We start from the raw sequence: 26365 nt of genomic DNA, 5'->3' as shown, positions 1-26365 counted from the left end.
ATCATTTTTCCTGAAGATTTATTCTTTATATCTAACTCATTATTTTTGTATTCGATACAAAAATAAAAAGCCCAGGATTCTTCAATCCAAGGCCTTTTAATTAATAAGACAGCTGTAAATTAGCGCGTCAAATCGTCAAAAAATTTCTTCACACCGTCGAAGAAGCTTTTAGAGCGCGGACTGTTTTGCTCGCCGGTCGGGCCGCCAAAGCTGTCCTGCAGATCTTTCAGCAACTGCTTCTGCTTGTCGTTGAGGCCTACCGGGGTTTCAACCACCACACGGCACAGCAGATCGCCCTGTGCGCCGCCGCGTACTGACTTAACGCCTTTACCACGCATGCGGAACAGTTTGCCGGTCTGCGTTTCGCCCGGGATTTTTAACTTCACACGACCGTCCAGCGTCGGCACTTCAATCTCGCCGCCCAGCGCTGCCATCGCAAAGTTAATCGGCACTTCGCAGTACAGGTTATTGCCTTCACGTTCGAAAATTGGGTGCTGTTTTACCTGCACCTGAACGTACAAATCGCCTGCTGGCGCGCCATGTTCACCGGCTTCACCTTCACCCGCTAAACGAATACGGTCGCCAGTATCAACCCCAGCCGGGATCTTAACGGACAGCGTTTTGCTCTTCTCAACGCGGCCATGACCATGGCATTTGTTGCACGGGTCTTTAATCAACGTACCGCGGCCCTGACAGTGTGGACAGGTCTGCTGTACGGCAAAAAAGCCCTGACGCATCTGCACCTGACCAGAACCGTGACAGGTTGGACAGGTCTGGGGTTGCGTGCCCGCCTTCGCACCGCTGCCGTGGCAAACATCACACTCTTCCAGCGTCGGAATACGGATCTCTTTGGTGACGCCACGCACGGCTTCTTCCAGAGTGAGATCCATGTTGTAACGTAAATCAGCACCACGTGAGGCGCGCTGACGACCGCGACCGCCGCCAAAGATATCGCCAAACACGTCACCAAAGATATCGCTGAAGTCGGCCCCGCCGCCAAAACCGCCGCCGCCGCCCATACCGCCTTGCTCAAACGCTGCATGGCCGTACTGATCATAAGCCGCACGTTTTTGCGCATCGGTGAGAATCTCGTACGCTTCTTTGATCTCTTTAAACTTGGCTTCGGCCTCTTTATCACCCTGGTTGCGGTCCGGGTGATATTTCATGGCCAGGCGCTTGTAGGCCTTTTTGATTTCACGCTCTTCCGCTGATTTGGAAACGCCTAAAATCTCGTAATAGTCTTGCTTAGCCATCTCTTTTTATCTGCCCCTAACATGCGTGCACGGGCGGAGAGGAAACCTCTTCGCCCGTGCCAGTAATTACCCGTTCAAAGGGCGATTATTTTTTGTCTTTCACTTCTTCAAACTCAGCGTCGACAACGTCGTCATCTTTCGCGTTGTTTGCAGAAGCATCAGCACCTGCTGCGCCAGCCTGCTGCTGTGCGTGCTGCTGCTGAGCGATTTCCATCAGTTTCTGGGAAACCTGTGCCAGCGCCTGCATTTTCGCTTCGATATCCGCTTTGTCTTCGCCTTTCAGAGAAGTTTCCAGCGCGGTCAGTGCAGACTCGATGGCAGTTTTGTCATCAGCCGGCAGTTTGTCGCCTGCTTCTTCAACCTGCTTGCGAGTGCTGTGCAGCAGATGGTCACCCTGGTTACGGGTCTGAACCAGCTCTTCAAACTTACGGTCAGATTCTGCGTTCGCTTCTGCTTCGCGAACCATTTTCTGAATTTCTTCTTCGTTCAGACCAGAAGAAGCCTTGATGGTGATCTTCTGCTCTTTACCGCTATTTTTGTCTTTCGCGGAAACGTGCAGGATACCGTCGGCATCGATGTCAAAAGTAACTTCGATCTGCGGCATACCGCGCGGAGCCGGGCTGATGCCATCCAGGTTAAATTGACCCAGATCTTTGTTATCAGCGGCACGTTTACGTTCACCCTGCAGCACGTGGATGGTTACCGCAGACTGGTTGTCTTCAGCGGTAGAGAACACCTGGCTGTGCTTGGTCGGGATAGTGGTGTTTTTCGCGATCAGTGCAGTCATCACGCCACCCATGGTCTCGATACCCAGAGACAGCGGGGTAACGTCCAGCAGCAGCACGTCTTTCACATCACCGGTCAATACACCACCCTGAACGGCAGCACCGATTGCCACAGCTTCGTCCGGGTTAACGTCTTTACGCGGCTCTTTACCGAAGAACTCAGCTACTTTCTTCTGTACCATCGGCATACGAGTCTGACCACCGACCAGGATAACGTCCTGAACGTCGGAAACAGACAGACCAGCATCCTGCAGAGCAACTTTCAGCGGCTCGATAGAACGGTTAACCAGGTCTTCAACCAGGCTTTCCAGTTTCGCACGGGTCACCTTGATGTTCATGTGTTTCGGACCAGTCGCGTCTGCAGTGATGTACGGCAGGTTCACGTCGGTCTGCTGAGCGGAAGACAGTTCGATCTTCGCTTTCTCAGCGGCTTCTTTCAGACGCTGCATCGCCAGCGGGTCGTTACGCAGGTCGATACCCTGATCTTTCTTAAATTCGTCAACCAGGTAGTTGATCATACGGCTATCGAAGTCTTCACCACCCAGGTGGGTATCACCGTTGGTTGCCAGAACTTCGAAGGTTTTTTCACCGTCAACTTCGTCGATTTCGATAATAGAGATATCGAAAGTACCACCACCCAGGTCATAAACCGCGATAGTACGGTTGCCGACTTCTTTATCCAGACCGTAAGCCAGTGCAGCTGCGGTTGGTTCGTTGATGATACGTTTTACTTCCAGACCTGCGATACGGCCGGCGTCTTTGGTTGCCTGACGCTGAGCATCGTTAAAATATGCAGGTACGGTGATAACTGCTTCAGTTACCGGTTCACCCAAGTAATCTTCAGCCGTTTTCTTCATTTTTTTCAGCACTTCAGCAGAAATCTGCGGCGGTGCCATTTTCTGACCTTTTACGTCAATCCATGCATCACCGTTGTCAGCACCGATGATTTTGTACGGCATGATGGCTTCATCACGCTGCACTTCTTCGTCCTGGAAGCGGCGGCCAATCAGGCGTTTAATCGCAAACAGGGTGTTTTGCGGGTTTGTCACTGCCTGACGTTTAGCCGGCTGACCAACCAGAGTTTCACCATCCTGGGTATAAGCAATGATAGAAGGCGTAGTGCGATCGCCCTCGGCGTTCTCCAGCACACGTGCAGTAGTGCCATCCATAATCGCTACACAAGAGTTGGTAGTACCCAGGTCGATACCAATAATTTTACCCATCTAAACGTCTCCACTAAAAATTCGGTCATCATGTGGTTGTGAATCTGTAATAAGGGCGAAACGTGCGGTTTCAACTACCCTGAATCGTTTTTTTTCAGACTCACCACTGCGGTTGTCTACAAGATGGGGTCGTAACCCACGTCATCAAGGGGGGCATGAAAAATTTTTTTAGCCTTGTGGCAATAAATTCACAGAAAAAAGGCAAAAAGAGATAAAAATGAATAGTCGCCAACCAGAATTAATTCATACAACCAATTAAATCAGGAAAGCTATTCACATAAAAATTGTAATAAAAATAAAAGATTACGAGCATGAATCGTTTTTATGACGACGGTAATATGGTCTGAAGTCACACACTTTTGCAGCCGTCAAAGAGAAACTCCATGAAATCTGTGTTAACCCTTTCCGCCAGCCTGCTTATGGGCCTTCTGCTGAGCAGCACCGCCGTAACTGGCTAGCGTGATGCCCATCACAGGGAAAATAATTCATTTTCCCTTCGTTAGATCATAGACAGTGCCCTCTCCCCTGATTATCATGCCGCGCCCCGAAGACAGCGATCGTTATTCGGGGAAACTATTTCACCATTCAATCAATGATGATTTTGAGGAATTATGGGCAACACTAAGTTGGCTAATCCGGCACCGCTGGGCCTGATGGGCTTTGGCATGACCACCATTCTGCTTAACCTGCACAACGCGGGTTTCTTCGCTCTGGACGTTATTATTCTGGCGATGGGCATTTTCTACGGCGGTATCGCGCAAATTTTTGCCGGACTGCTGGAATATAAAAAAGGCAACACCTTCGGTTTAACCGCCTTTACCTCCTACGGTTCGTTCTGGCTGACGCTGGTTGCGATCCTGCTGATGCCGAAAATGGGCCTGGCGGATGCAACCAATGGTCAGTTCCTGGGCGCTTACCTCGGTCTGTGGGGTGTGTTCACTCTGTTCATGTTCTTCGGTACGCTGAAAGCGGCGCGCATGCTGCAGTTCGTGTTCCTGAGCCTGACAGTGCTGTTCGCCCTGCTGGCCGTGGGCAACATTGCGGGTAACGAAGCGATCATTCACGTTGCTGGCTGGGTAGGCTTAGTGTGTGGCGCAAGCGCCATTTACCTGGCGATGGGTGAAGTGCTGAACGAACAATTTGGCCGTACCATCCTGCCGATTGGTGAAGCGCACTAATCTGATGCTATCCCCCCTGGCGGGGGGATATTCCTTACAAGCGCTGTAACTCTGCCTGTACGCTTGAATCGCGATGATAAAGATCCTGTCGCAGCCAAATCCCCAAACCTAGCCCTACCAGCGATAACGCCAGCACATACCAGGCCGGAGCCATCGGCGACACGCTCATTAACATCGTGACGGCGATTGGCGTCAGACCACCAAAAATGGCGTACGACACGTTGTAAGAAAAGGATATTCCGGTAAAGCGGACTTCCGCCGGAAACGCCCGCACCATCACATAAGGCACAGCCCCCACCACGCCAACGCATAACCCCACCAGCCCGTATAACAGGAACAAATGCTGGGGATAGCTGCCGGTCAGGTGATAGAAAAACCAGCTTGAACAGGCCAGCAGCAGGCTGCCGACAATAAAGGTTTTGCTGGCGCCGACCCGGTCGACAATAAACCCGGCCAGCAGACAACCGACGCACAGCATAATGGTAGCGACACTGTTGGCTTGTAACGTTAGCGCCGGCGCAAAGCCATACTGCTTCTGCAACCAGACTGGTGACATCAGGATCACCACCACAATCCCGGCTGAAAGCAGCCAGGTCAGCAGCATTGAAATAACCACCGCTTTTTTATGTTTGCTCACCACTGACTTCACCGGTAGCTCTTGCGCCAACGCTTTACGCTGCTGCATTTCGAGAAATATGGGCGTCTCCTGCAGCCAGCGACGCAGGTACATCGCCACCAGCCCAAACACGCCCCCCAGCAGGAAAGGAATACGCCAGCCGTAATCATGCACCGCCTGCTGCGTCAGGCTGGTGTTCACCAGCGTCGCAACCACCGACCCCAGCAGAATTCCCACCGTCAGGCCGGCAGTCAGCGTTCCGCAGGCAATGCCGATGCGACGCTCCGGTACATGCTCCGCCACGAACACCCACGCGCCCGGAACTTCTCCGCCGATGGCAGCGCCTTGCAAAATACGCATCAGAAGTAACAGCAGCGGCGCGAGGATCCCCATTGAGGCGTAGGTAGGCAACAGACCAATCGCCAGCGTCGGTATCGCCATCAGCAAAATGCTCAGGGTGAACATTTTCTTGCGCCCGACCAGATCGCCAAAGTGCGCCATGATGATGCCCCCCAGCGGACGCGCCAGATAGCCGGCGGCAAAAATGCCGAAGGTTTGCACCTGACGTAGCCATTCAGGGATGTCTGCGGGGAAGAAGAGCTCGCCAACAACAGCGGCAAAGAAGACAAAGATAATGAAATCATAAAACTCAAGCGCACCACCAAGGGCAGCAAGCGTAAGGGTTTTATAATCCTGGCGATTCAGCGGTCGAGTGTGTTGTGACATAGCAAACCATGAGTCAGTGAAGTAATTGAATCTGTTCGTTGATATATGTAAAGCAAAAATTACTATATCGTAAACAATTCAATACTCCACTGTCATTGGCACTTATGTCACGATCGGGCTACTTTCAGGCTTTTGTATCGCGTATTGCGCTTTTAGGACGAAAAGATGCTACAACAGTCGGTGCGGTTTCCACATACGGCCCATCTAATAGCTGTATACAATACGGTACACTTGCAAAAATACCCGGCACGATAACCTTACCGTCGGCATCTTTCACACCTTCCAGCGTCTCTTTGATCGATTTTGGCTGCCCAGGCAGATTCAGGATCAACGCCTGCTTGCGAATCACGCCAACCTGACGGGAAAGAATCGCCGTTGGCACAAAGTGCAGGCTTATCTGGCGCATCTGTTCACCAAAGCCCGGCATCTGACGGTCGGCTACGGCAAGCGTCGCATCAGGCGTTACGTCACGACGGGCCGGACCCGTTCCGCCGGTAGTCAGCACCAGATGACAACTCATTTCGTCTACCAGCTCGCATAAGGTCTGTTCGATGATCGCCTGTTCATCCGGGATCAACCGCGTTTGCAGCTCAAAAGGGGTGGTAAGGGCAGACGCCAGCCACTCTTCAAGGGCCGGGATACCTTTATCCTGGTAAACGCCGCTGGAAGCACGGTCAGAAATGGAAACCAGGCCAATGCGTAAAGTATTCATGATTATTCCGTTTAAACAGTCTCGTTAAACAGAATGATACACTGCGAAGGGAAGGACAGACAGGTTTCAGAAGAGGTAGCGTGACCCATATCAGGGCCACGCACTAATGATTACAGCAGATCGCCGATCATTTTTTCCAGTTTACCCTGGTCTACAGCAAACTTACGGATACCGTCCGCCAGTTTGTCTACAGCCATCGGATCCTGGTTATGCTGCCACAGGAACTCAGCTTCGGTGATGCGTGCAGGGCGCGCTTTCACTTCGCCGGAGAAAGACAGTTTACGTTCGATAGCACCTTCGCTTTCCGCCAGTTCTTTCAGCAGTGCCGGAGCAATCGTCAGACGATCGCAGCCTGCCAGCTCAATGATTTCGCCGATGTTACGGAAGCTCGCACCCATAACTACGGTTTCGTAACCGTGCTGTTTGTAGTACTCGTAGATTTCCGTTACGGAAACCACACCCGGATCTTCTGCCGGTGCATACTCTTTCTTGTCGGTATTGGCTTTGTACCAGTCAAGAATACGGCCAACGAACGGAGAAATCAGATATACGCCAGCTTCTGCACATGCACGCGCCTGCGCGAAGGAGAACAGCAGAGTCAGGTTACAGTTGATGCCTTCTTTTTCCAGCTGCTCAGCGGCACGGATGCCCTGCCAGGTTGAAGCCAGTTTAATCAGGATGCGATCGTTGCTGATGCCAGCATCGTTGTACATTTTGATCAGGCGTTTTGCTTTAGCGATGGACGCGTCGGTGTCGTAGGACAGACGAGCGTCAACTTCAGTGGAGATACGACCTGGGACCAGTTTCAGGATCTCCAGACCGATATTTACTGCCAGCTTGTCGGTCGCGTCGACGACCTGCTGCGCACGGTCGTTGCTCTGCTGCTTAGCCCAGGCTACAGCGTCATCAATCAGCTTGCGGTATTCCGGGATCTGCGCTGCGTTAAGAATGAGAGAAGGGTTAGTTGTGGCATCCTGAGGCTGATACAGCTTCATTGCCGCGATGTCTCCGGTGTCGGCCACTACTGTGGTGAACTGACGAAGGGAGGTCAATTTGTCCGTCATGATAGCGATTCTCTTTAAACAGCTTGTTAGGGGGATGTAACCGATCTTCCCTGATGATAGCACGACGCACTCTCAGCGCAACCGCCTGGATTGTCCGACCAGCCGCTCAGCCCTGATTACGCATCGCCAAGCCTGTGATGCGCAATTAAGGGATATAACGATTGTTATGATAAACTCCCGCAATCAATCACCTTATAAGGTATATACTGGTCGATTATTGGTAGCGCTTACACGGGAATCTTCGCGCTTACCGGCATCAACAAGAGGGATGTTAATGCCTGATTTTTTCTCATTTATTAATGAAATACTCTGGGGATCGGTGATGATCTACCTCCTGCTTGGCGCAGGATGTTGGTTCACCTGGCGTACAGGGTTTATTCAGTTTCGCTATATTCGCCAGTTTGGCAAAAGTCTTAAAAACAGCATCAGCCCGCAGCCGGGCGGTTTAACTTCCTTTCAGGCTTTATGCACCAGTCTTGCCGCACGTATCGGTAGCGGAAATCTGGCGGGCGTGGCGTTGGCGATTGCCGCTGGCGGCGCGGGAGCCGTGTTCTGGATGTGGGTCTCGGCGATCATTGGTATGGCGACGTCATTTGCCGAGAGCTCTCTTGCCCAACTGTATAAAGAGCGCGACAGCAAGGGACAGTTTCGCGGCGGTCCTGCGTGGTATATGGAGCGTGGGCTGGGCATGCGCTGGATGGGCGTTCTTTTTGCCATCTTTTTACTCATTGCTTATGGTCTGATTTTTAACAGCGTTCAGGCTAATTCGGTCTCTCATGCGCTGACCTTTGCTTTTGATATCCCTCCCCTCTTCACCGGTATCGCACTGGCAATAGTGTCATTATTGGCAATCATTGGCGGCATTAAAGGCGTTGCCCGCCTGATGCAATGGTTCGTTCCGATGATGGCGCTGTTGTGGGTCGGTTGCAGCATCGTCATCTGTCTGTGGCATTTCGGACAGCTCCCCGGCATTATCATGACCATTATAAAAAGTGCCTTTGGCTGGCAGGAAGCCGCAGCCGGTGCCGCCGGGTATACACTAAGCCAGGCCATTGCCAGCGGCTTCCAACGCGGTATGTTTTCTAATGAGGCCGGAATGGGATCAACTCCGAACGCGGCCGCGTCAGCAGCATCCTGGCCTCCGCATCCTGCGGCACAAGGCATTGTGCAAATGATCGGAGTATTAGTTGATACGCTGATTCTCTGTACGGCCAGCGCGATGATTGTTCTGTTGGCGGGTAATGACGCCAGCTATGTACCGATGGAAGGCATCCAGTTACTCCAGAAAGCGATGGTTTCAGTAACGGGAGAATGGGGTGCCGGATTCGTGGCGTTAATTGTGATTCTGTTTGCTTTTAGCTCTATCGTAGCCAACTACATCTATGCGGAAAATAACCTCGTTTTCCTGAAGCTGGACAATATCCGCGTCGTCTGGCTATTAAGGATCGCCACCGTTAGCACCGTTATCGGCGGAACGTTAGTCAGCGTTCCGCTGGTCTGGCAGTTGGCGGACATCATTATGGCGTGTATGGCCATCACTAACCTGACGGCGATTCTGCTGCTTTCACCGGTTGTGCAGACTATCGCCTGCGACTATCTACGCCAACGCAAACTCGGGGTGCGCCCAGAATTCGATCCGCGCCGTTATCCTGATATCAGACAACAACTTGCGCCCGAAAGCTGGGATGAGACGCCGCGCGGATAGCGCGGCAATCGCAACCATCGATCAATTCTGTCGTTTTTTTTGCTAAAGTCGCAGTAAATTTCCTGCAAGGACTGGATATGCTGATTCTGATTTCACCTGCAAAAACGCTCGACTACCAAAGTCCGCTGGCAACGACGCGTCATACATTGCCCGAACTGCTGGATCACTCTCAGCAGCTTATTCACGTGGCGCGCCAACTCTCTGCTCCGCAAATTGGCAAGCTGATGGGAATTAGCGACAAGCTGGCGGATCTGAACGCCACGCGTTTCCATGACTGGCAGCCTGACTTCACGCCGGAAAACGCGCGCCAGGCCATTCTGGCATTTAAAGGCGACGTGTATACCGGACTGCAGGCTGAAACCTTCAGCGAAGCGGATTTCGACTTCGCTCAGCAACACTTACGGATGTTGTCCGGGCTGTACGGCGTTTTGCGTCCGCTGGATTTGATGCAGCCTTACCGTCTGGAGATGGGTATTCGTCTGGCCAATGCGAAAGGTAAAGATCTCTACCAGTTCTGGGGAGATACCATCACCGATAAACTTAACGAAGCGCTGGAAGCGCAAGGCGACAGCGTAGTGATTAACCTCGCCTCGGATGAGTATTTTAAATCCGTGAAGCCGAAAAAGCTCAATGCGGAGCTTATCAAACCGGTCTTCCTCGACGAGAAGAACGGTAAGTTCAAAGTCATCAGCTTCTATGCCAAAAAAGCGCGCGGCCTGATGAGTCGCTACATTATTGAGAACCGCCTAACGCAGCCAGAACAGCTGACCGCCTTTAACAGCGAAGGCTATTTCTTTGATGAAGAAGCGTCAGGAAATGGCGAACTGGTGTTTAAGCGCCAGGAGCAGTAGTAAAAAGGCCGGATGGCGGCGAACGCCCGATCCGGCCGACAGGTTTTGTAGGCCCGCTAAGCAAAGCGCCAGCGGGCACAACCGTTAACCGCGGGCCATCATCAGCTTGCGCAGTTCAGCAAAATCAGCAGGCAGGTGATGAGAAAGCAGCGGCAGGTCCGCGCGTTCCGCCAGCGCTTTTGGCAGAGCCAGCGTCAGGTCAAGAATCTCTTCAACGCTTTCTTTAAACTTGGCCGGATGCGCAGTACCGAGGAACAGGCCGTACTCGCCAGGGTTCAGTTGGTCACGCAGCGCACGGTAAGCCACCGCCGCATGCGGTTCTGAGGTGTACCCCATCTCATGCAGCTCACGCATCGTGTCCTGAGTAGTGGCATCGTCAACAGCGGCATAACCCAGCTCATTCAGACGCCAGATTTTACGGCGGAACAGTTCTTCCACACGCGGCCAGTTATTCGGCTGGCTGACATCCATCGCATTCGACAACGTCGCTTGTGTCGCTTTCGGCGCCCACTCACCTTGTGCAAGAAAGCGTGGAACCGTATCGTTGACGTTGGTCGCCGCGATAAAACGCTTAACCGGCAAGCCCAGTGATTTTGCCAGCAGCCCGGCAGTCAGATCGCCAAAGTTGCCGCTGGGAACGGAAATAACCAGTTGATTACGCGCCTCTTGCGGCAGTTGAGCCACGGCCTCAAAGTAGTAACAGATTTGCGCCAGCAGACGGCTGATGTTGATTGAGTTAGCCGAATTCAGCCCCAAAGCTACCTTCAGCTCTTCGTCATCAAACGCCTGTTTCACCAGCGCCTGACAGGCATCAAAATCGCCATCAATCGCCACGGTTTCAATATTGCCACCTAGTGTACAGAACAGTTTTTCCTGTAATGGGCTAATTTTGCCGTTCGGATAAAGGATCACCACGCGCACATTTTTCAGGCCATAAAAGGCATGTGCGACTGCCGCACCAGTGTCTCCAGAGGTCGCCGTCAGAATGGTGACCGGTTTGTCGCCGCTGATATGCGTCAGCATCTGCGCCATAAAGCGCCCGCCAAAGTCTTTAAATGCAAGCGTTGGGCCGTGGAACAGCTCCAGACAGCCGATATCCGCGGCAACCTGAGCAACCGGTGCCGGGAAGGCAAACGCCGCGCGCACGCGCTGTTCCAGAATCTCCTGTGGGATTTCATCACCGATAAATGCGGAAAGGATCTTCGCGCTGCGGCTAACGAAATCCTGGTTCAACATCTCATCGACTTCTGACAGATTGAATTCCGGCAAATCGTGCGGAAAAAACAATCCCTGATTCTTGCCAAGCCCTTGCGTGACGGCCTGTGCAAAGCTGACCTGTTCGTTATGATCTTTCAGATTATACAGTTTCATTGATTATCCCAGTACCCGTGCGCCCGCCGTGTCCAACCGGCAAATATGAACAAAGCCTTCCTGATTTTGCAGATAATTTTTACCCAGCCAGTCTGCTACACGCTGCGCCGTATCCGGCTTGTCGCACAAAGCGAACAGCGTCGGCCCCGAACCGGAGATACCGCTGGCCAGCGCCCCGATTTCCGCTACCGCCTGACGCGCCTGGCTAAAGCCTGGCAGCAGGCGGGTACGGTACGGCTCAGCAATGACATCTTTCATCAGCTTCGCGGCAAGCCCTGGCTGACGGGAATAGCAGGCATGGATAAACCCAGCCAGATGCCGCCCGTGGGCGATACAGTCCTGGCGGCGATACTGCGCAGGTAAAATCGCCCGCGCTTCTGCCGTCGACACTTTAATCCCCGGATACGCGAGGACCCACAGCCACTCATCAAAGCCTGGCACCTGCTGGCTGATAATGCCGTTTTCTTCGATCATTAACTGCATGCCGCCCAAAAAGCACGGGGCGACGTTATCGTAATGAATACTGCCGGAGATACGCCCTTCCAGCTCACCCATTATCGCCAACAGGCGCGTATCGTTGAGCGGTTTACCGCAATGCTCGTTCATGGCGACCAGCGCCGCTACAACGGAACACGCGCTGGAGCCTAACCCGGAGCCAATCGGCATATTTTTTTCCAGCGTCATCGCCACCGGAACGCTTTTACCCAGCTCCTGACAGAATCGCTCCCAGCACTGGTAGACAATATTTTCTCGCGGCTCAGGCGGCAGCTTATTGGCAAAGCGACCAAGGTTGTTAAGGCTGAAATGGTCAGCCGCCTCAACGGATACCACATCGCCTAACAGCGAACCGTCCACCGGAGTTACCGCTGCTCCGAGCACATCAAACCCGACGCTCATATTGGCGCTGGAAGCCGGGGCATAAACTCTCACCATGTCAGACTCCTAACTTCCATGAAAGGGTACGTAGCAGGTCGGCAAATACGCCCGCCGCCGTCACGTCGTTACCCGCGCCGTATCCGCGCAGAACCAACGGTAGCGGCTGATAATAGTGGCTGTAAAACGCCAACGCGTTTTCACCGTTTTTCACTTTGAACAGCGGATCGTTGCCGTCTACTGCTTCTATTTTTACGCGACAGACGCCATCCTCTTCAATATTGCCAACATAGCGTAATACTTTCCCCTCATCACGGGCTTTCGCCACACGCGCGGCAAAGGCGTCATCCAGCTGCGACAATTTCGCCATAAACGCGGAAACATCACCGGAATCATCAAACTCTTTTGGCAGGACCGGCTCAATGACAATGTCAGAAAGCTCCAGCTCACGACCGGTTTCACGGGCCAGGATCAGCAGCTTACGCGCCACGTCCGTACCGGATAGATCGTCACGCGGATCGGGTTCGGTATAGCCCAGCTCACGCGCCATGGTGGTGGCCTCGGAGAAGCTCATGCCTTCATCCAGCTTGCCGAAAATAAACGACAGCGAACCAGAAAGAATACCGGAGAAACGTTGCAGTTCATCGCCCGCGCTGAGCAGATTTTGCAGGTTCTCAATTACCGGCAAGCCCGCGCCTACGTTGGTGTCGTACAGGAATTTACGACGAGACTTCGCCGCAGCAAAACGCAGCTGATGGTAGTAATCCATCGACGACGTGTTGGCCTTTTTGTTCGGCGTGACCACATGGAAGCCTTCGCGCAGGAAATCCGCATACTGATCCGCGACCGCCTGACTTGACGTACAGTCGACAATCACCGGATTGAGCAGATGATATTCTTTCACCAGACGAATTAAGCGCCCCAGGTTGAAAGGCTCTTTCGCGCTTTCCAACTCCGACTGCCAGTTTTCGAGATTCAGACCATGGACGTTGGTCAGCAGGGCCTTCGAATTCGCCACGCCGCACACGCGCAGATCGATATGCTTCTTTTTAAGCCAGGTTTGCTGACGTTTAAGCTGCTCCAGCAGCGCACCGCCCACGCCGCCAACGCCAATGACAAATACTTCAATCACCTGATCGGTGTTGAACAGCATCTGATGGGTCACTCGCACGCCAGTGGTCGCGTCATCGTTGTTCACCACAACCGAAATGGAACGCTCAGACGAGCCCTGGGCGATTGCCACGATATTGATGTTCGCGCGAGCCAGCGCGGCAAAAAATTTCGCCGAGATGCCACGCAACGTGCGCATACCATCGCCAACGACCGAGATGATCGCCAGACGCTCAGTCACCGCCAGCGGCTCCAGCAAGCCTTCTTTCAATTCGAGATAGAATTCATCCTGCATGGCGCGTTGCGCACGCGCGCAGTCGCCCTGCGGGACGCAGAAGCTGATGCTATATTCAGAAGAGGATTGGGTGATCAGCACCACCGAGATTCCCGCGCGCGACATCACGGCAAAAACTCGCGCCGCCATCCCCACCATGCCTTTCATCCCAGGGCCGGAGACGCTAAACATCGCCATGTTATTGAGGTTAGAAATCCCTTTTACCGGCAAATCGTCATCATCACTGCTGGCACCGATAAGCGTGCCGGGCGCTTGTGGATTGCCGGTATTTTTAATCAGGCACGGGATCTGGAACTGGGCAATAGGGGTAATGGTGCGCGGGTGCAGCACTTTAGCGCCGAAGTAAGAAAGCTCCATCGCTTCCTGATAAGACATCGACTTCAGCAGTCGGGCGTCGGGTACCTGGCGCGGATCGCAGGTATATACGCCATCGACATCGGTCCAGATCTCACAACAATCGGCGCGCAAACAGGCGGCCAGTACGGCGGCAGAGTAGTCAGAGCCATTACGCCCCAGCACCACTAACTCACCTTTCTCATTCCCGGCGGTAAATCCTGCCATCAGAATCATATGGTCCGCAGGAATACGGCTGGCGGCAATGCGGCGCGTAGATTCGGCGATATCAACGGTAGATTCGAGGTAATGGCCTACCGCTAGCAATTTCTCTACCGGGTCGATGACCGTCACGTTGTGCCCGCGCGCTTCCAGCAGGCCAGCCATGATGGCGATCGACATTTTTTCACCACGGCAAATAAGCGCGGCATTGATGCTGTCCGGGCACTGACCCAGCAGGCTGATACCGTGCAGGACGTGCCTAATCTGTGCAAACTCTTGTTCAACAAAGGCTTTGAGCGGAGCCTGCGGGAAACCCGGTTGCGCGGCGGCAAGACCCACCAACAGCTCAGAGAAAATGCGTTCGGCGTCGCTGATATTGGCTAAAGCATCCTGACCACCGATGGTCTTCTCAATCATCGCCACCAGATGGTTGGTAATTTTTGCGGGGGCAGAAAGAACGGTCGCGACCTGCCCCTGTCTGGCATTGCTTTCCAGAATATCGGCAACCCGCAGAAAGCGCTCTGCATTTGCCACTGATGTACCGCCGAACTTCAACACTCGCATGGTTTACCTCATTGCCTTTGGTCGAAAAAAAAGCCCGCACTGTTTAGGTGCGGGCTTTTTCTTGTGTTTCCTGTACGCGTCAGCCCGCACCGTTACCTGTGGTAATGGTGATGGTTGTGGTAATGGTGATGCTGATGCGTTTCATGATGTTGTGTGCTCTGTAATTATTTATTATCTGTCCTGTATTCTTTTAGGGTTAAAGTATCTGCTGACCTAAGTCAATAAATTTTTAAATTGGTCACATTCCGAAACTTGTTCATGAGCGACTGCTTGCCCTTTTAGTTTCGACCAATACAGTATGTCAGCCCTACTTGAATCCAGAATAAAACACCATACAATAAAAACAGTTCGATACTTTATTTCGTGATGTTTTTTTCTATATCATGTAAAAAACGGTGCAACATTGCCGTATCTCGCTGTCCTAACAGACCCATTCGCTGTTGCAGCCAGTCCGTCAACTTGATGTCGTCAGAAACGTTCAGCGTGGCTAATAAACGCAAAACGCGCGCGCGCAATGCCTGTAGCTGAAGCTCATCCGTCACCTCAATGTTTTTGACGGGTTGTTGTATTAAACCTGCTAATTGATAGCAATACACCATCACCGCCTGCCCCAAATTGAGTGAAGGATAGTCAGCCACCATAGGTACACCGGTGAGTACATCCGCCAGGGCCAATTCTTCGTTGGTCAGCCCTGAATCTTCACGACCAAATACCAGCGCGGCGTGATCCATCCACGTTGATTTTTCCTGCAGCAGAGGAACCAGTTCGACCGGGGTAGCGTAGTAATGGAACTTCGCCCGACTACGCGCAGTGGTCGCGACGGTAAAATCTACGTCGTACAGCGCCTCCGCCAACGTTGAAAAAACGCTAATATTATCAATAATATCGCCAGAACCATGCGCGACCCATCGCGTGGCGGGTTCCAGGTGGGCTTCGCTGTCAACGATGCGTAATTGGGTGAACCCCATGGTCTTCATAGCGCGGGCAGCCGCACCAATATTTTCCGCTCTGGCGGGGGCAACCAGAATAATTGTTAAACGCATTTCGATACTCTTTTTGGCCAGTCTGCAAGGAATAATGTGACGTGCTTCAACATATTACGCAGTGCGAATTTACATATTTTTAACAGAAATCACTGAAAAAGCATTTCGCATCCATTAAAAAATGCTAAACTATTTCCCGTGTGTACTATTGCTTTTTATGTTAACAAAAGTTGCATATCCCTCTGTTTATCCATGATAATTTAATTTAAAATGGATCGCACCGGTTGGATTCATTACATTTATTAATTTGCTCGTGCAACTAGTTGTAATATTGCAATTTTGTGATGAAAGCAAACATTTGGATACGTTGATTTCATCAAACTGTTAACGTGCTACAATTGAACTTGATATATGTCAACGAAGCGTAGTTTTATTGGGTGTCCGGCATGTCTTAGCCTGTTATGTTGCTGTTAAAATGGTTAGGATGACAGCCGTTTTTGACACTGTCGGGTCCAGAGGGAAACTACCCACGACCAAGCTAATGATGTTGTTGACGTTGATGGAAAGTGCATCAAGAACGCAATTACGTACTTTAGTCATGTTACGCCGATCATGTTAATTTACGGCATGCATCAGGCAGGTCAGGGACTTTTGTACTTCCTGTTTCGATTTAGTTGGCAATTTAGGTAGCAAACATGCAGACCCCGCACATTCTTATCGTTGAAGACGAGTTAGTAACACGCAACACGTTGAAAAGCATTTTCGAAGCAGAAGGCTATGATGTATTCGAAGCGACAGATGGCGCGGAAATGCATCAGATTCTCTCTGAATATGATATCAACCTTGTGATTATGGATATCAATCTGCCTGGGAAAAATGGCCTGCTGTTAGCGCGCGAACTTCGCGAACAAGCTAACGTTGCGCTGATGTTCCTGACGGGCCGTGATAACGAAGTCGATAAAATTCTCGGCCTCGAAATCGGCGCAGACGATTACATCACCAAGCCGTTTAACCCGCGCGAACTGACTATCCGTGCTCGTAACCTGCTGTCCCGTACCATGAACCTGGGTACTGTCAGCGAAGAACGCCGTAGCGTCGAAAGCTACAAGTTCAATGGCTGGGAGTTGGACATCAACAGCCGCTCTCTGATTGGTCCTGACGGTGAGCAGTATAAACTGCCACGCAGCGAATTCCGCGCCATGCTTCACTTCTGTGAGAATCCGGGCAAAATCCAGTCTCGCGCAGAACTGCTGAAAAAAATGACCGGTCGCGAACTGAAGCCGCATGACCGTACCGTTGACGTGACGATCCGCCGCATTCGTAAGCATTTCGAATCAACGCCGGATACGCCAGAAATCATCGCCACCATTCACGGTGAAGGCTACCGTTTCTGCGGCGACCTGCAGGATTAATTCAATCCTCACTGGTATAAAAACGGCGCTTTATGCGCCGTTTTTCATTTCCCTACCGCTCTATTTCCACAAGCGAAATTCGTCGCTCTGCGCAGGCTGAAGCTCTGGAAGTTCTGTAGATTTTGGCTTTGTTTTTGGCTGTGCCAGCGAGTGCCAGTCAAGATGACGCGTCAGGAACATTACCCCACACAGCGCGAACAACAGCACGCCGGTTCCCAGCAGTAAAGAGCTATCCTGTGAACGTAGCAGCACCCACATCACACCATCCAGCCCCAGCAGCGCCACGGTGAACAAAATACTGTTCCGCCAGCCCTGCAATATCGCCTGCAGATACACACCGTTCATCAACGCCCCCACCAGACTTGCCGTAATCCACGCCGCCGTAAAACCAATGTGTTCCGACAGTGCCAGCAGCAGCAGATAAAACATTACCAGCGATAGCCCCACCAGCAGATACTGCATCGGGTGCAAGCGCAGATTGGTCATACTTTCAAGGACGAAGAAAGACATAAAGGTCAGCACAATCAGCAGGATGGCATACTTTGTTGCCCTGTCCGTTAACTGATACTGATCTGCTGGCGTGGCGACGGCGACGCTAAACGCTGGCATGCCCAGCCAACCAATCTTTTCGTCGTTAAAGCGCTCGCCGAGGTTGTTCGCAAACCAGCTGCTTTGCCACTGAGCCTTGAATCCTGATTCGCTAATTTCGCGCTTAGCCGGGAGGAAGTCCCCAAGAAAGTTGGGATGTGGCCAGTTGCTGGTTAAGGTCATTTCACTGTTACGCCCAACCGGAACGACGGAGAAATCGCCGGTTCCGCTCAAATTAAGCGATAACGCCATGCTCAGATTTTGCTCAGCCCAGCTCGCATCGGGTAGCGGAATGTGGATCCCCTGCGCACGTCCATCCAGCCCCGTCCCAGGCTCAACGGCCAGCGACGTTCCATTGACCTGCGGCGCTTTTACCACGCCAATCCCGCGCGCATCCCCCACGCCAACCACAATAAACGGTTTGCCAATGCTGATATTAGGATGATTTAAATCACTCAAGCGTTCGGCGTTAAACTCAGCCTTCACCGAAACATCATTGTGCCAGACCTGGCCCTCATAAATACCGATTTTACGCGCTTCAACGTTCTGATTCCCCTCAACTACCAACGACTCCGGCAGCCAGAAATGGATATAGCTACGCTTACGCTGGATTTCTTTGCCATCCTCCAGTGAGGTGTAAAGTTCCGTTAGCGGAATGGCTATCAGCGGTCCTACCATCTTTTGCGGCCCGCTGGTGCTCTGTCGGATAGCATCTTCGACTTCTTCGCGGTAATCCGATCGCTCCACGATGATCTGCCTGACCATCGTCAGCGGGATTAACAGCAGCAGTATTGCGCCACCTAAGGTGACTATTTTCCAAAACAGGGGTGATTTAAACATAGCGTTCTCCTTTGCAATATCAGCAAGGTAGAACAGCTATGTGCGGAGAATTTGAAGTTATGTGAAGTGACCGTGAAGCGTAAACGAGGCCTGTGCGCCGCCTTGTGGTCGGTTGCACAATGTCACCGTCCCCTCGTGCAGTCGCGCAACCTCACTGACAAACGCCAGCCCTAAACCGCTGCTCTTATGCCCATTTTCACGGGGCAGCGAATAGAAACGCTCAAAAATACGCGGCAACGCGAAGTCGGGGATCCCGCTGCCGCTGTCGATTATCTGCAACGTGACCAGTTCATCCTGCTGATGCGCGCTCAGCGTAATCGTCCCGTCCTGTGGCGTGAAGTCGATAGCGTTGTCGAGCAAATTCCCCACTGCCTGCTCCAGTAACGCAGGATCGGCGGCGACGCTAAGCGATGAAGGCATAATGGTAAGCGTGATGTTTTTTGCCGCCAGTTGCACGCTGCGTGCCTCTTTGAGCTGAGCAAACAGCGCATCTACCGCCACTGGCGTCAACGTAATGTCCTGTCGATTCTCCAGCCGCGCCTGGCGTAACAGGGTTTCGACCAGCGCCTGCATGCGCGCATTTTGCGTCAGGATATTATCGGTAAAGCGCGCAACCACGTTCGGCGGCGGACCTTCGCGCAAAATCTCAGCCGCGCCGCGAATGGCCGCCAGCGGACTTTTCAGTTCATGCGTTAACGCATAAACATACTGCTCAATGTAGTTTTTGCCCTCCAGCTTCAGTCGCATACTTTCCAACGCCTGCGCCAGTTTACGTAGCTCGCTGCTGCCTAAATCAGGCAGTGGGACGGGGCGATTCTCGGTAACGGAGTCGGCATAGCGCGCCAGCCGGGCGATGGAGCGGTTTATCCACCATACCATCCCGATGCCAATCACTAAGGCAATGCCCAGCAATACGGCGCTGGCCCACAGCATCCGCCGTTCACTGCGTTTAATCACCGGCGCCATCGCCGCGTTCGGTTTACCGACGCTAAGCACTCCGATAATACGTCCGCCGTCTACGATCGGCGCGGCCACGTACATCACTGAACTTTCCGGATCGTTCGGGTTTTGCGGCGTACTGCGGGCGCCATATTGCCCACGCAGGGTTAACCACACGTCGTTCCAGCGAGAATAGTCCTGACCGACAGCCTGGTTTGCGGAATCAAACAACACCTTACCCTGCGCGTCCGTCATGTAGACATGGTATTCATTACGGACTTTGTTAATGCCGCTGATATTGGCGCTGAATGGGCGGTTATGCAGTTGCGAAAATGCCTGCGCCAGCTTGCCGTTGGCGGGAGAGTCAGAGAGCAAGTCATCGCGCGCCAGCGCAGCCAGCAGCGTGGCGGTATCAATCAAAGTGCCCTCGGTCGCCCGGCGGACGCCTGGTTTAATTTCCTGTACAAAGATCGACAAAACGAACCAGGCGGCGACGGCAACAATCAGAAAATAGCCGAGCAACAAACGCATGCCAATGCGCATCAGACGCTCCTCAGGCTATATCCCATACCGCGATGCGTATTGATGGGGGAAAGCTCAGGGTTGATAGCCCGCAGCTTGGCGCGCAGCGTTTTAATGTGGGTATCGACCGTTCTGTCAAAGGTGTCCTGTGCATCGGCCCAGACTAAATCCATCAACTGCTGGCGTGAGTAAATGCGCCCCGGCGACAACAGCAGCGTTTTCAGCAACAGAAATTCATAGCGCGTCAGGTTTAACGGCTTGCCGAACCAGGTAATCTGCGCGGCCAGCTCATTAAGTTCAAAATCGCCGCAACGCGTCGTCGATGAAGGGGCAGAGAATTTCTGCACCCGCCGCAGCAGCGTACGCACGCGGGCGCACACCTCGCGCGGTGAGAAAGGCTTGGCAACATAGTCATCCGCGCCAATTTCCAGCCCCAGCAGGCGATCCACCTCATCGCTACGCGCGGTCAGAAACAGGAGCGGCAACGCTGGATGCCGCTCCAGCAGGCGTCGACACAGTTCAAAACCGCTGATATCCGGTAGTCCGACATCCAGAATGATTGCATCAGGACAACGCTGGCGAGATTTCTCCAGCGCAGGTAACCCGCGCTCAAACGCTTCCACGCTAAAACCTTCCTGCTGCAGCATGTAGATGAGCGTATCGGCGATGCCCTGCTCATCCTCAACCAACCAGATCAACGGTTGTTGCATTTTGGTTCCTTGTTATTCCCGCCACGGCATGATGGGCACCGCGCTGATGGCATTTTTGGGTGATCCATCGACCACTTTATCTGAATAGGCCAGATAGGCCAGGGCATTACGTTTCGCGTCGTAAAAACGCACGACCTGTAAGGATTTAAACACCAGCGAGGTACGTTTTTTAAATACCACTTCGCCCTGCGCTTTGCCGTTCTTGATTCTGTCGCTCAGTCCTACCGGCCCCACCTGCTGACAGGAAATGGCGGCATCGGAGGTATCTTCCGCCAGCCCCAGCCCACCTTTGATGCCGCCGGTCTTCGCCCGGCTCACGTAGCAGGTCACGTTGGTAACATCTGGATCGTCAAACGCTTCGACCACAATTTTATGATCCGGCCCAAACATTTTGAACACCGTATCGACAGATCCAATCTGCTCCGCATGGGCGACCTGCGCTAACATCAGCAGAATTGAGGAAATGATTAAGCTCTTATATTTCATATTGTTACCATTTTTAAAAGTTACTCTGTGTAATTATTCGACATTCTAAGATAAAACGTATACAGATCACAGGATTACAATAATCACGCTTTCGAATGATCGAAAAAGGCATTTATGAGCAAAAAAAACACTGAATGCTAAAACAGCAAAAAATGCTATTATCCTCATACCTGACGTCAGGTACTCGTTGTTGAAAGGATGAGGATATTTTATGGATCAGGCTGGCATTATTCGCGACCTATTAATCTGGCTGGAAGGTCATCTGGATCAGCCTTTGTCGCTTGACAATGTGGCGGCAAAAGCAGGCTATTCCAAGTGGCACCTGCAGAGAATGTTTAAGGACGTGACGGGCCATGCTATTGGCGCCTATATCCGCGCCCGTCGTTTATCGAAATCCGCAGTGGCGCTGCGCCTGACTGCACGCCCAATTCTGGATATTGCGCTGCAATATCGCTTTGACTCTCAACAAACCTTTACCCGCGCGTTCAAGAAACAGTTTTCCCAGACGCCTGCGCTGTATCGCCGTTCGCCGGAATGGAGCGCGTTTGGTATTCGCCCGCCTATGCGACTGGGTGAATTTGCCATGCCTGCGTACGAGTTTGTCACGCTGGAAGATACGCAACTGCTTGGCACCACGCAAAGCTATTCCTGCTCGCTGGAGCAGATTTCAGATTTCCGTCATGAAATGCGAATTCAGTTCTGGCGCGACTTCCTTAGCCAGGCTCCTGCGATCCCACCGGTGCTGTACGGGCTGAACGAAACGCGTCCGAGCATTGAAAAAGATGATGAGCAGGAAGTGTTTTACACCACAGCACTGACGCCGGAACAGGCCAATGGTTATGTGCCGTCGGCACAGCCTATCCTGCTACAGGGCGGCGAGTATGTGATGTTTACCTATGAAGGGCTGGGGACCGGTGTACAGGAGTTTATCCTGACGGTTTACGGCACATGCATGCCAATGCTGAACCTGACGCGCCGTAAAGGGCAGGATATCGAGCGATACTACCCGGCAGAAGATGCCAAAGCGGGAGATCGCCCGATCAACCTGCGCTGCGAATTCCTGATTCCGATTCGCCGCTAGCGCTGCAGTTCGTCTAACGCAGGGGCGTCCAGATGTGAGATGTCCCCTGCCGTTTCAACTACCCATCCCGGCGCCAGCCACAAACTTTCCTGGTAATCGACGCGAGAAATAGAACAGTTGCGCAAACGCAGGCGACGTTCAGCCCATGCCGGTAATCCCAGAATCGTACTCACCAGACAACCCAGTGCAATACCGTGACTGACCAGCAGCGGACGACTCCCCGGCGGCAACTCCAGACAGGATGCCAGCGCCGCATGGACGCGATCGCTCAGTTCCTGCATTGATTCCCCTTCCGGAATACGCCCCTCCACCGTACCGTTCACCAACTGGCGACGCCAGCCCTCTTCTTCCGACGTCAGCGTATCGATATGGCGTTGCTCCAGCACGCCCATATTCAGCTCGCGCAAACGTGAGTCATAGGTGATATCACAGCCACAGGCCTGGGCGATGATTTCTGCGGTGCGTCGTGTACGACCTAAATCGCTGCTGATGACATGCGTAATACCAAACGTGCGGGCGCGTTCGCCCACCTGCATGGCTTGCTGTTCACCTTTAGCGGTCAGTGGGCTGTCTGACTGGCCTTGAATACGTCGCTCGGCGTTCCACTGCGTTTCGCCATGGCGAACAAGGTATACCTGTAACATGCTTTTTTTCCGTTATACTGCGATGCGATGAATTTTCAAACTGAGCTTAATTATGCACAAGGTTATCTCTGCGACCACCAATCCTGCCAAAATTCAGGCAATTCTGCGGGCATTTGAAGAGATTTTCGGGGAAGGATCCTGCCATATTGAACCCGTCGCCGTCGAGAGTGGCGTGCCGGAACAACCTTTCGGAAACCAGGAAACGCGCACTGGCGCACGAAATCGCGTTGATAATGCGCGCCGTCTGCACCCGCAGGCTGATTTCTGGGTCGCTATTGAAGCGGGAATTGACGACGATGCGACCTTCAGTTGGGTGGTGATTGATAATGGCGTCCAGCGCGGCGAAGCCCGTTCAGCCACGCTGCCATTGCCAGCTGTCATTCTCGACAGAGTCCGTCAGGGCGAAGCGCTCGGTCCGGTGATGTCGGACTACACGGGTATTGATGAGATTGGCCGTAAAGAGGGCGCTATCGGCGTCTTTACCGCGGGCAAGCTGACGCGCTCAAGCGTATACCACCAGGCGGTGATTCTGGCGCTCAGCCCGTTTCATAACGCAGTGTATTTATAGCGTTGTGCCGGATGGCGGCTTCGCCTTATCCGGCCACAACCGCGCCACATCCTTAGGCCTGATAAGCGAAGTGCCATCAGGCATTTTTTAGCAGCACCTGCTCCAGCCAATGACGCAGATCCACCGGTGCAGATTTGAGGCTGTTCGACCCCCGTGTAATGGTGGCGATCCCCGCCCCGAGCTCGTTTTTAAGCTCGCGCTGACTCATCTCGCCGCGCAGCAGCTCTTCAATGATACGCACGCGCGTGCCCAGCGCTTCGCGCTCATCCGGCGTTAACATCAAATTGAGCAGGGGCAGGTGTAAGTCTTGTTCATAGGCGTGTTTAAGTAGATCGACAAAACGTAACCACTCCTGGTGACGCTGTTCTGCCATCTCTGCCGAATAGGGTGATTGCTGAGTCATAAGTTATCGCCATCGTTGCGGGGGAAGCGTGCTTGCCTCCCCCTTTTGTACTCTTTAACGAGTACGATAGCATAACACAACCGACACGATCAGTAACGACGTTGCCATTCTGCGTCGCTCATCAACTCCGGCTTATCACCAAGGAAATAGCGATAGTACGCATCGTAAGCCAGCACGTTCTTCACGTAGCCACGCGTCTCAGAGAATGGAATGCTTTCGACAAACGCGACAGCATCGATACGACCCGCGCTATTGCCAAGCCAGGTGCGAACGCGCCCCGGTCCAGCGTTATAGGCCGCCGACGCAAAAATGCGGTTATTGCCGAATTGCTGATAGACATACTGTAAATAGCTGGTACCAATGTTGATGTTGGTATCAGGATCCAGTAGTTGGCTCGGGCTGCTGTAACCTGGAATCGTGAACATTTTCACCGTATGCGTCGCCGTGCCCGGCATAATCTGCATCAGCCCGCTGGCACCAACCGGCGATTTTACTTTCGGGTTCCAGGCGCTTTCCTGACGCGCTATCGCCATCGCATAGCTTGGCGGAATATCCTTGCCGCTGGTGTAGCGTGTAAACAGATCCTTGTAGGCCAGTGGGAAACGCTCTTCCAGATGATCCCACAGCTTACCGGCGATCGTCGCTTGTACGCTCAGATCCCACCAGTGATTGTTGAACGCGTAACGCGCCAGCTGAGCCTGCTCAGACTTCGTGCGACTGGTGACCAGATTCGCCCATTCACTGCGCGCGGTATTGTCCAGGTTCCAGTACATTAGCTCGCGCACACGTGCCATTTCCGGTCCCTGAGTCAGCGCAGAGTCAACGTTTGCCGGGGCTTTATCCACTTTCAGCTCGTACTCTTCACCCAGACGCTGTGCCGCCACCATCGGATAGAAACCGCGCTGCTGCATGAGCTGGTGCAGGATCTCTTTGGCTTCCGCCTCGCGCCCGCGCTCAAGCAGCAGATCCGCCTGCCAGTATCGCCACTCATCTTTCTCTTTTGCTTCCATTGGCAGACGCGCCAGCCAGGTATTCAGACCACGACGATCGCCGGTTCCCAGCGCCATGCGCACACGGCGCTCCACAAGCGAGGTGGAATTCGAGCGCATAATGGCGTCATCGCGCCATTTGGCCTGCTCATCGGTAACGTCATTACCCATCAGACGCCAGGCGACGATGTCGCGCAGCTCCTGGGTTTGCTCGTCATTCAGCTGTTGCGCCTGCGCCAGAGACGGGATCATCAGGCGGGCATTTTCCGCGTCCTGACGCGCCACGCTGGAAAAAGCCACCGCCGCCATCTGTCGGGTGAAATCCGTCGCGCCAGTGGTGCGTGCAAAGGTCATCACCGAATTCGGATCGTTGGCCAGCGCGATGATCGCCGAAGCGATAGTTTGGTATTGCGCGGGCATTTGTCCAGCCAACGCCGTGACCAGACCGGTATTCCCGGCTTTCATCGCCAGACGAATACGCTCCAGATACGCCAGCGGATCCTGAGTTCCTGAGGCGCGCCATACGCCGAATAATTTGTCACAGGCGTTGGGCTGGCTTTTCCCGCTCAACCACAGTTCTTTCGCGCCCTGCCAGGCCTCTTCGGTTTGCCCGGTGCTCCATTTCGCAAAGTAATAGTTGCATTGCGCTTCCGTGGTACCCGGTTTTTCTGGGCTGAACGCCAGTAGTCCACGCCAGTCCTCCCGTCGCGCCAGTTCATTCACGAAACGTGATTGCAGAGTACGCGCGGGGGGCAGCGTCGGGTTGGCGCGCACAAAATTGGTAACGGTAATGGTGGGCTGATTCATCAGATCGTCAGTAATCTGACGATATTCCAGATAAGGATACAGAGGATAATTCTTCAGGCCGGGCATCATCTGCTCTACGACATCCATCTGTCGGTTATCCCAGGCCTGTTTAATTTGCGCATAGCGACTGCGCTGCTCATCCAGGGAATCGGCTCGCGCCACTTGACTGACCGTCAGCAGACATACGCTGGCCGCCAGCAGGCGCCAGGTAAATTGATTGGCTTTGTCCACAAGCTCTTCCTCTTCTCATGTTACGTCTGTGCAGCATCATGCCGCTTAATTAGTTCATGCTAACCAGACATTGCAGAATGCGCCACGTCACGGACACTTTTTTACTTTTGTTGCGAGTGAGATCTGCTGGCTGGGATTGGGCAATGAAAAAGGCTACACTTCGCCTTTGATAACTATTTACCAATAATTAGCCCTGAATAATTCAAGTTGCAGCAAGGCGGCGAGGGAGTAAATCCCCTGAGCGTACATAGTGCGTGACTGGGGGGAACGACAAATCTGTC

At 53.0% G+C, this 26365-nt stretch carries 24 protein-coding genes and 1 other annotated feature; of the genes, 6 read left to right on the top strand and 18 right to left on the bottom strand.

Translation table 11 applies throughout. The features are described from left to right. Nucleotides 1-119: 119 nt before the first annotated feature. Nucleotides 120-1253 carry a molecular chaperone DnaJ gene (gene dnaJ, locus GPJ68_RS03935; protein WP_008786151.1) on the bottom strand — a complete coding sequence of 378 codons (1134 nt, stop codon included), beginning with the start codon at nt 1251-1253 and terminating at the stop codon, nt 120-122. An 85-nt stretch (nt 1254-1338) separates the two neighbouring features. After that, nucleotides 1339-3261 (bottom strand): molecular chaperone DnaK, encoded by a 1923-nt coding sequence (gene dnaK, locus GPJ68_RS03930; RefSeq protein ID WP_016151634.1) that lies wholly within the window; start codon nt 3259-3261, stop codon nt 1339-1341. Nucleotides 3262-3872: 611 nt separating this feature from the next. Between dnaK and satP the strand changes: the two genes are divergently transcribed. Continuing rightward, entirely contained in the window at nt 3873-4439 is a 567-nt protein-coding gene (gene satP / locus GPJ68_RS03925) for an acetate uptake transporter (protein ID WP_003018969.1), read from the top strand. A gap of 34 nt (nt 4440-4473) precedes the next feature. On the opposite strand, the gene GPJ68_RS03920 is transcribed toward satP, so the two are convergent. The 3 genes from GPJ68_RS03920 to tal form a co-directional block, all read right to left on the bottom strand. Further along, nucleotides 4474-5781, bottom strand: coding sequence for an MFS transporter (locus GPJ68_RS03920; protein ID WP_094760794.1), 1308 nt, complete (start codon nt 5779-5781; stop codon nt 4474-4476). A 124-nt stretch (nt 5782-5905) separates the two neighbouring features. Then, nucleotides 5906-6493 (bottom strand): molybdopterin adenylyltransferase, encoded by a 588-nt coding sequence (gene mog / locus GPJ68_RS03915; RefSeq protein ID WP_016155649.1) that lies wholly within the window; start codon nt 6491-6493, stop codon nt 5906-5908. Between the two features lie 110 nt (nt 6494-6603). Then, on the bottom strand, nt 6604-7557 hold the full coding sequence (tal, locus tag GPJ68_RS03910) for a transaldolase (protein ID WP_016151631.1): 954 nt from the start codon (nt 7555-7557) through the stop codon (nt 6604-6606). 274 nt (nt 7558-7831) lie between these two features. On the opposite strand from tal, the gene GPJ68_RS03905 reads away from it, so the two are divergent. Then, on the top strand, nt 7832-9262 hold the full coding sequence (locus GPJ68_RS03905; protein ID WP_104652008.1) for a sodium:alanine symporter family protein: 1431 nt from the start codon (nt 7832-7834) through the stop codon (nt 9260-9262). A 77-nt stretch (nt 9263-9339) separates the two neighbouring features. Then, nucleotides 9340-10113: a peroxide stress protein YaaA gene (gene yaaA, locus GPJ68_RS03900; protein WP_016155647.1), complete on the top strand. Its 774-nt coding sequence runs from the start codon at nt 9340-9342 to the stop codon at nt 10111-10113. Nucleotides 10114-10197: 84 nt separating this feature from the next. Here yaaA and thrC read toward each other — a convergent pair whose 3' ends face one another. The 6 genes from thrC to yjjY form a co-directional block, all read right to left on the bottom strand. Beyond that, nucleotides 10198-11484, bottom strand: coding sequence for a threonine synthase (thrC, locus tag GPJ68_RS03895; RefSeq protein WP_075847928.1), 1287 nt, complete (start codon nt 11482-11484; stop codon nt 10198-10200). Between the two features lie 3 nt (nt 11485-11487). After that, nucleotides 11488-12417: a homoserine kinase gene (gene thrB, locus GPJ68_RS03890; protein WP_016155645.1), complete on the bottom strand. Its 930-nt coding sequence runs from the start codon at nt 12415-12417 to the stop codon at nt 11488-11490. Nucleotide 12418: 1 nt separating this feature from the next. Next, the gene (gene thrA / locus GPJ68_RS03885) at nt 12419-14881 is read right to left on the bottom strand and encodes a bifunctional aspartate kinase/homoserine dehydrogenase I (RefSeq protein ID WP_075847926.1); all 2463 of its coding nucleotides are present in this window, start codon (nt 14879-14881) and stop codon (nt 12419-12421) included. 23 nt (nt 14882-14904) lie between these two features. After that, nucleotides 14905-15031 (bottom strand) — a sequence feature (Thr leader region). Then, nucleotides 14961-15026, bottom strand: a complete 66-nt coding sequence (gene thrL / locus GPJ68_RS03880) for a thr operon leader peptide (RefSeq protein ID WP_032337689.1) — start codon at nt 15024-15026, stop codon at nt 14961-14963. Its footprint overlaps the feature before it by 66 nt. 206 nt (nt 15032-15237) lie before the next feature. After that, nucleotides 15238-15924 (bottom strand): tRNA/rRNA methyltransferase, encoded by a 687-nt coding sequence (locus GPJ68_RS03875; protein WP_075847924.1) that lies wholly within the window; start codon nt 15922-15924, stop codon nt 15238-15240. Between the two features lie 399 nt (nt 15925-16323). Continuing rightward, entirely contained in the window at nt 16324-16464 is a 141-nt protein-coding gene (yjjY, locus tag GPJ68_RS03870) for a protein YjjY (RefSeq protein ID WP_042998021.1), read from the bottom strand. 95 nt (nt 16465-16559) lie between these two features. Between yjjY and arcA the strand changes: the two genes are divergently transcribed. Next, nucleotides 16560-17276: a two-component system response regulator ArcA gene (arcA, locus tag GPJ68_RS03865; RefSeq protein WP_001194359.1), complete on the top strand. Its 717-nt coding sequence runs from the start codon at nt 16560-16562 to the stop codon at nt 17274-17276. Nucleotides 17277-17336: 60 nt separating this feature from the next. On the opposite strand, the gene creD is transcribed toward arcA, so the two are convergent. The 4 genes from creD to creA are packed head-to-tail and all read right to left on the bottom strand — an operon-like array spanning nt 17337 to nt 21361. After that, nucleotides 17337-18704 (bottom strand): cell envelope integrity protein CreD, encoded by a 1368-nt coding sequence (creD, locus tag GPJ68_RS03860; protein ID WP_104652007.1) that lies wholly within the window; start codon nt 18702-18704, stop codon nt 17337-17339. 57 nt (nt 18705-18761) lie between these two features. Beyond that, nucleotides 18762-20186, bottom strand: coding sequence for a two-component system sensor histidine kinase CreC (gene creC, locus GPJ68_RS03855; protein ID WP_049268612.1), 1425 nt, complete (start codon nt 20184-20186; stop codon nt 18762-18764). Next, nucleotides 20186-20875, bottom strand: coding sequence for a two-component system response regulator CreB (gene creB / locus GPJ68_RS03850; protein WP_104652006.1), 690 nt, complete (start codon nt 20873-20875; stop codon nt 20186-20188). Before creB ends, creC begins: the two co-directional genes overlap by 1 nt. Before the next feature lie 12 nt (nt 20876-20887). Beyond that, a complete protein-coding gene (creA, locus tag GPJ68_RS03845) occupies nt 20888-21361 on the bottom strand; it encodes a protein CreA (RefSeq protein ID WP_104652005.1) in 474 nt (157 codons plus the stop codon). A 211-nt stretch (nt 21362-21572) separates the two neighbouring features. On the opposite strand from creA, the gene robA reads away from it, so the two are divergent. Further along, a complete protein-coding gene (robA, locus tag GPJ68_RS03840) occupies nt 21573-22442 on the top strand; it encodes an MDR efflux pump AcrAB transcriptional activator RobA (RefSeq protein WP_104652004.1) in 870 nt (289 codons plus the stop codon). Here robA and gpmB read toward each other — a convergent pair. Then, complete coding sequence (gene gpmB / locus GPJ68_RS03835) at nt 22439-23086, bottom strand: 2,3-diphosphoglycerate-dependent phosphoglycerate mutase GpmB (RefSeq protein WP_016151619.1); 648 nt, start codon at nt 23084-23086, stop codon at nt 22439-22441. The two genes, robA and gpmB, sit on opposite strands and share 4 nt — an antisense overlap. Nucleotides 23087-23138: 52 nt before the next feature. Between gpmB and yjjX the strand changes: the two genes are divergently transcribed. Next, on the top strand, nt 23139-23654 hold the full coding sequence (gene yjjX, locus GPJ68_RS03830; RefSeq protein ID WP_016151618.1) for an inosine/xanthosine triphosphatase: 516 nt from the start codon (nt 23139-23141) through the stop codon (nt 23652-23654). A 76-nt stretch (nt 23655-23730) separates the two neighbouring features. Here yjjX and trpR read toward each other — a convergent pair whose 3' ends face one another. Both trpR and sltY read right to left on the bottom strand, forming a co-directional pair. Next, nucleotides 23731-24057 (bottom strand): trp operon repressor, encoded by a 327-nt coding sequence (gene trpR, locus GPJ68_RS03825; RefSeq protein ID WP_019078321.1) that lies wholly within the window; start codon nt 24055-24057, stop codon nt 23731-23733. Between the two features lie 89 nt (nt 24058-24146). Beyond that, the gene (sltY, locus tag GPJ68_RS03820; protein WP_016155637.1) at nt 24147-26084 is read right to left on the bottom strand and encodes a murein transglycosylase; all 1938 of its coding nucleotides are present in this window, start codon (nt 26082-26084) and stop codon (nt 24147-24149) included. Nucleotides 26085-26365 lie beyond the last annotated feature (281 nt).

It is taken from the genome of Citrobacter sp. 172116965, from assembly GCF_013458095.1.
GTDB lineage: Bacteria > Pseudomonadota > Gammaproteobacteria > Enterobacterales > Enterobacteriaceae > Citrobacter > Citrobacter braakii.
This window is presented reverse-complemented; position numbering and strand designations above follow the sequence as displayed.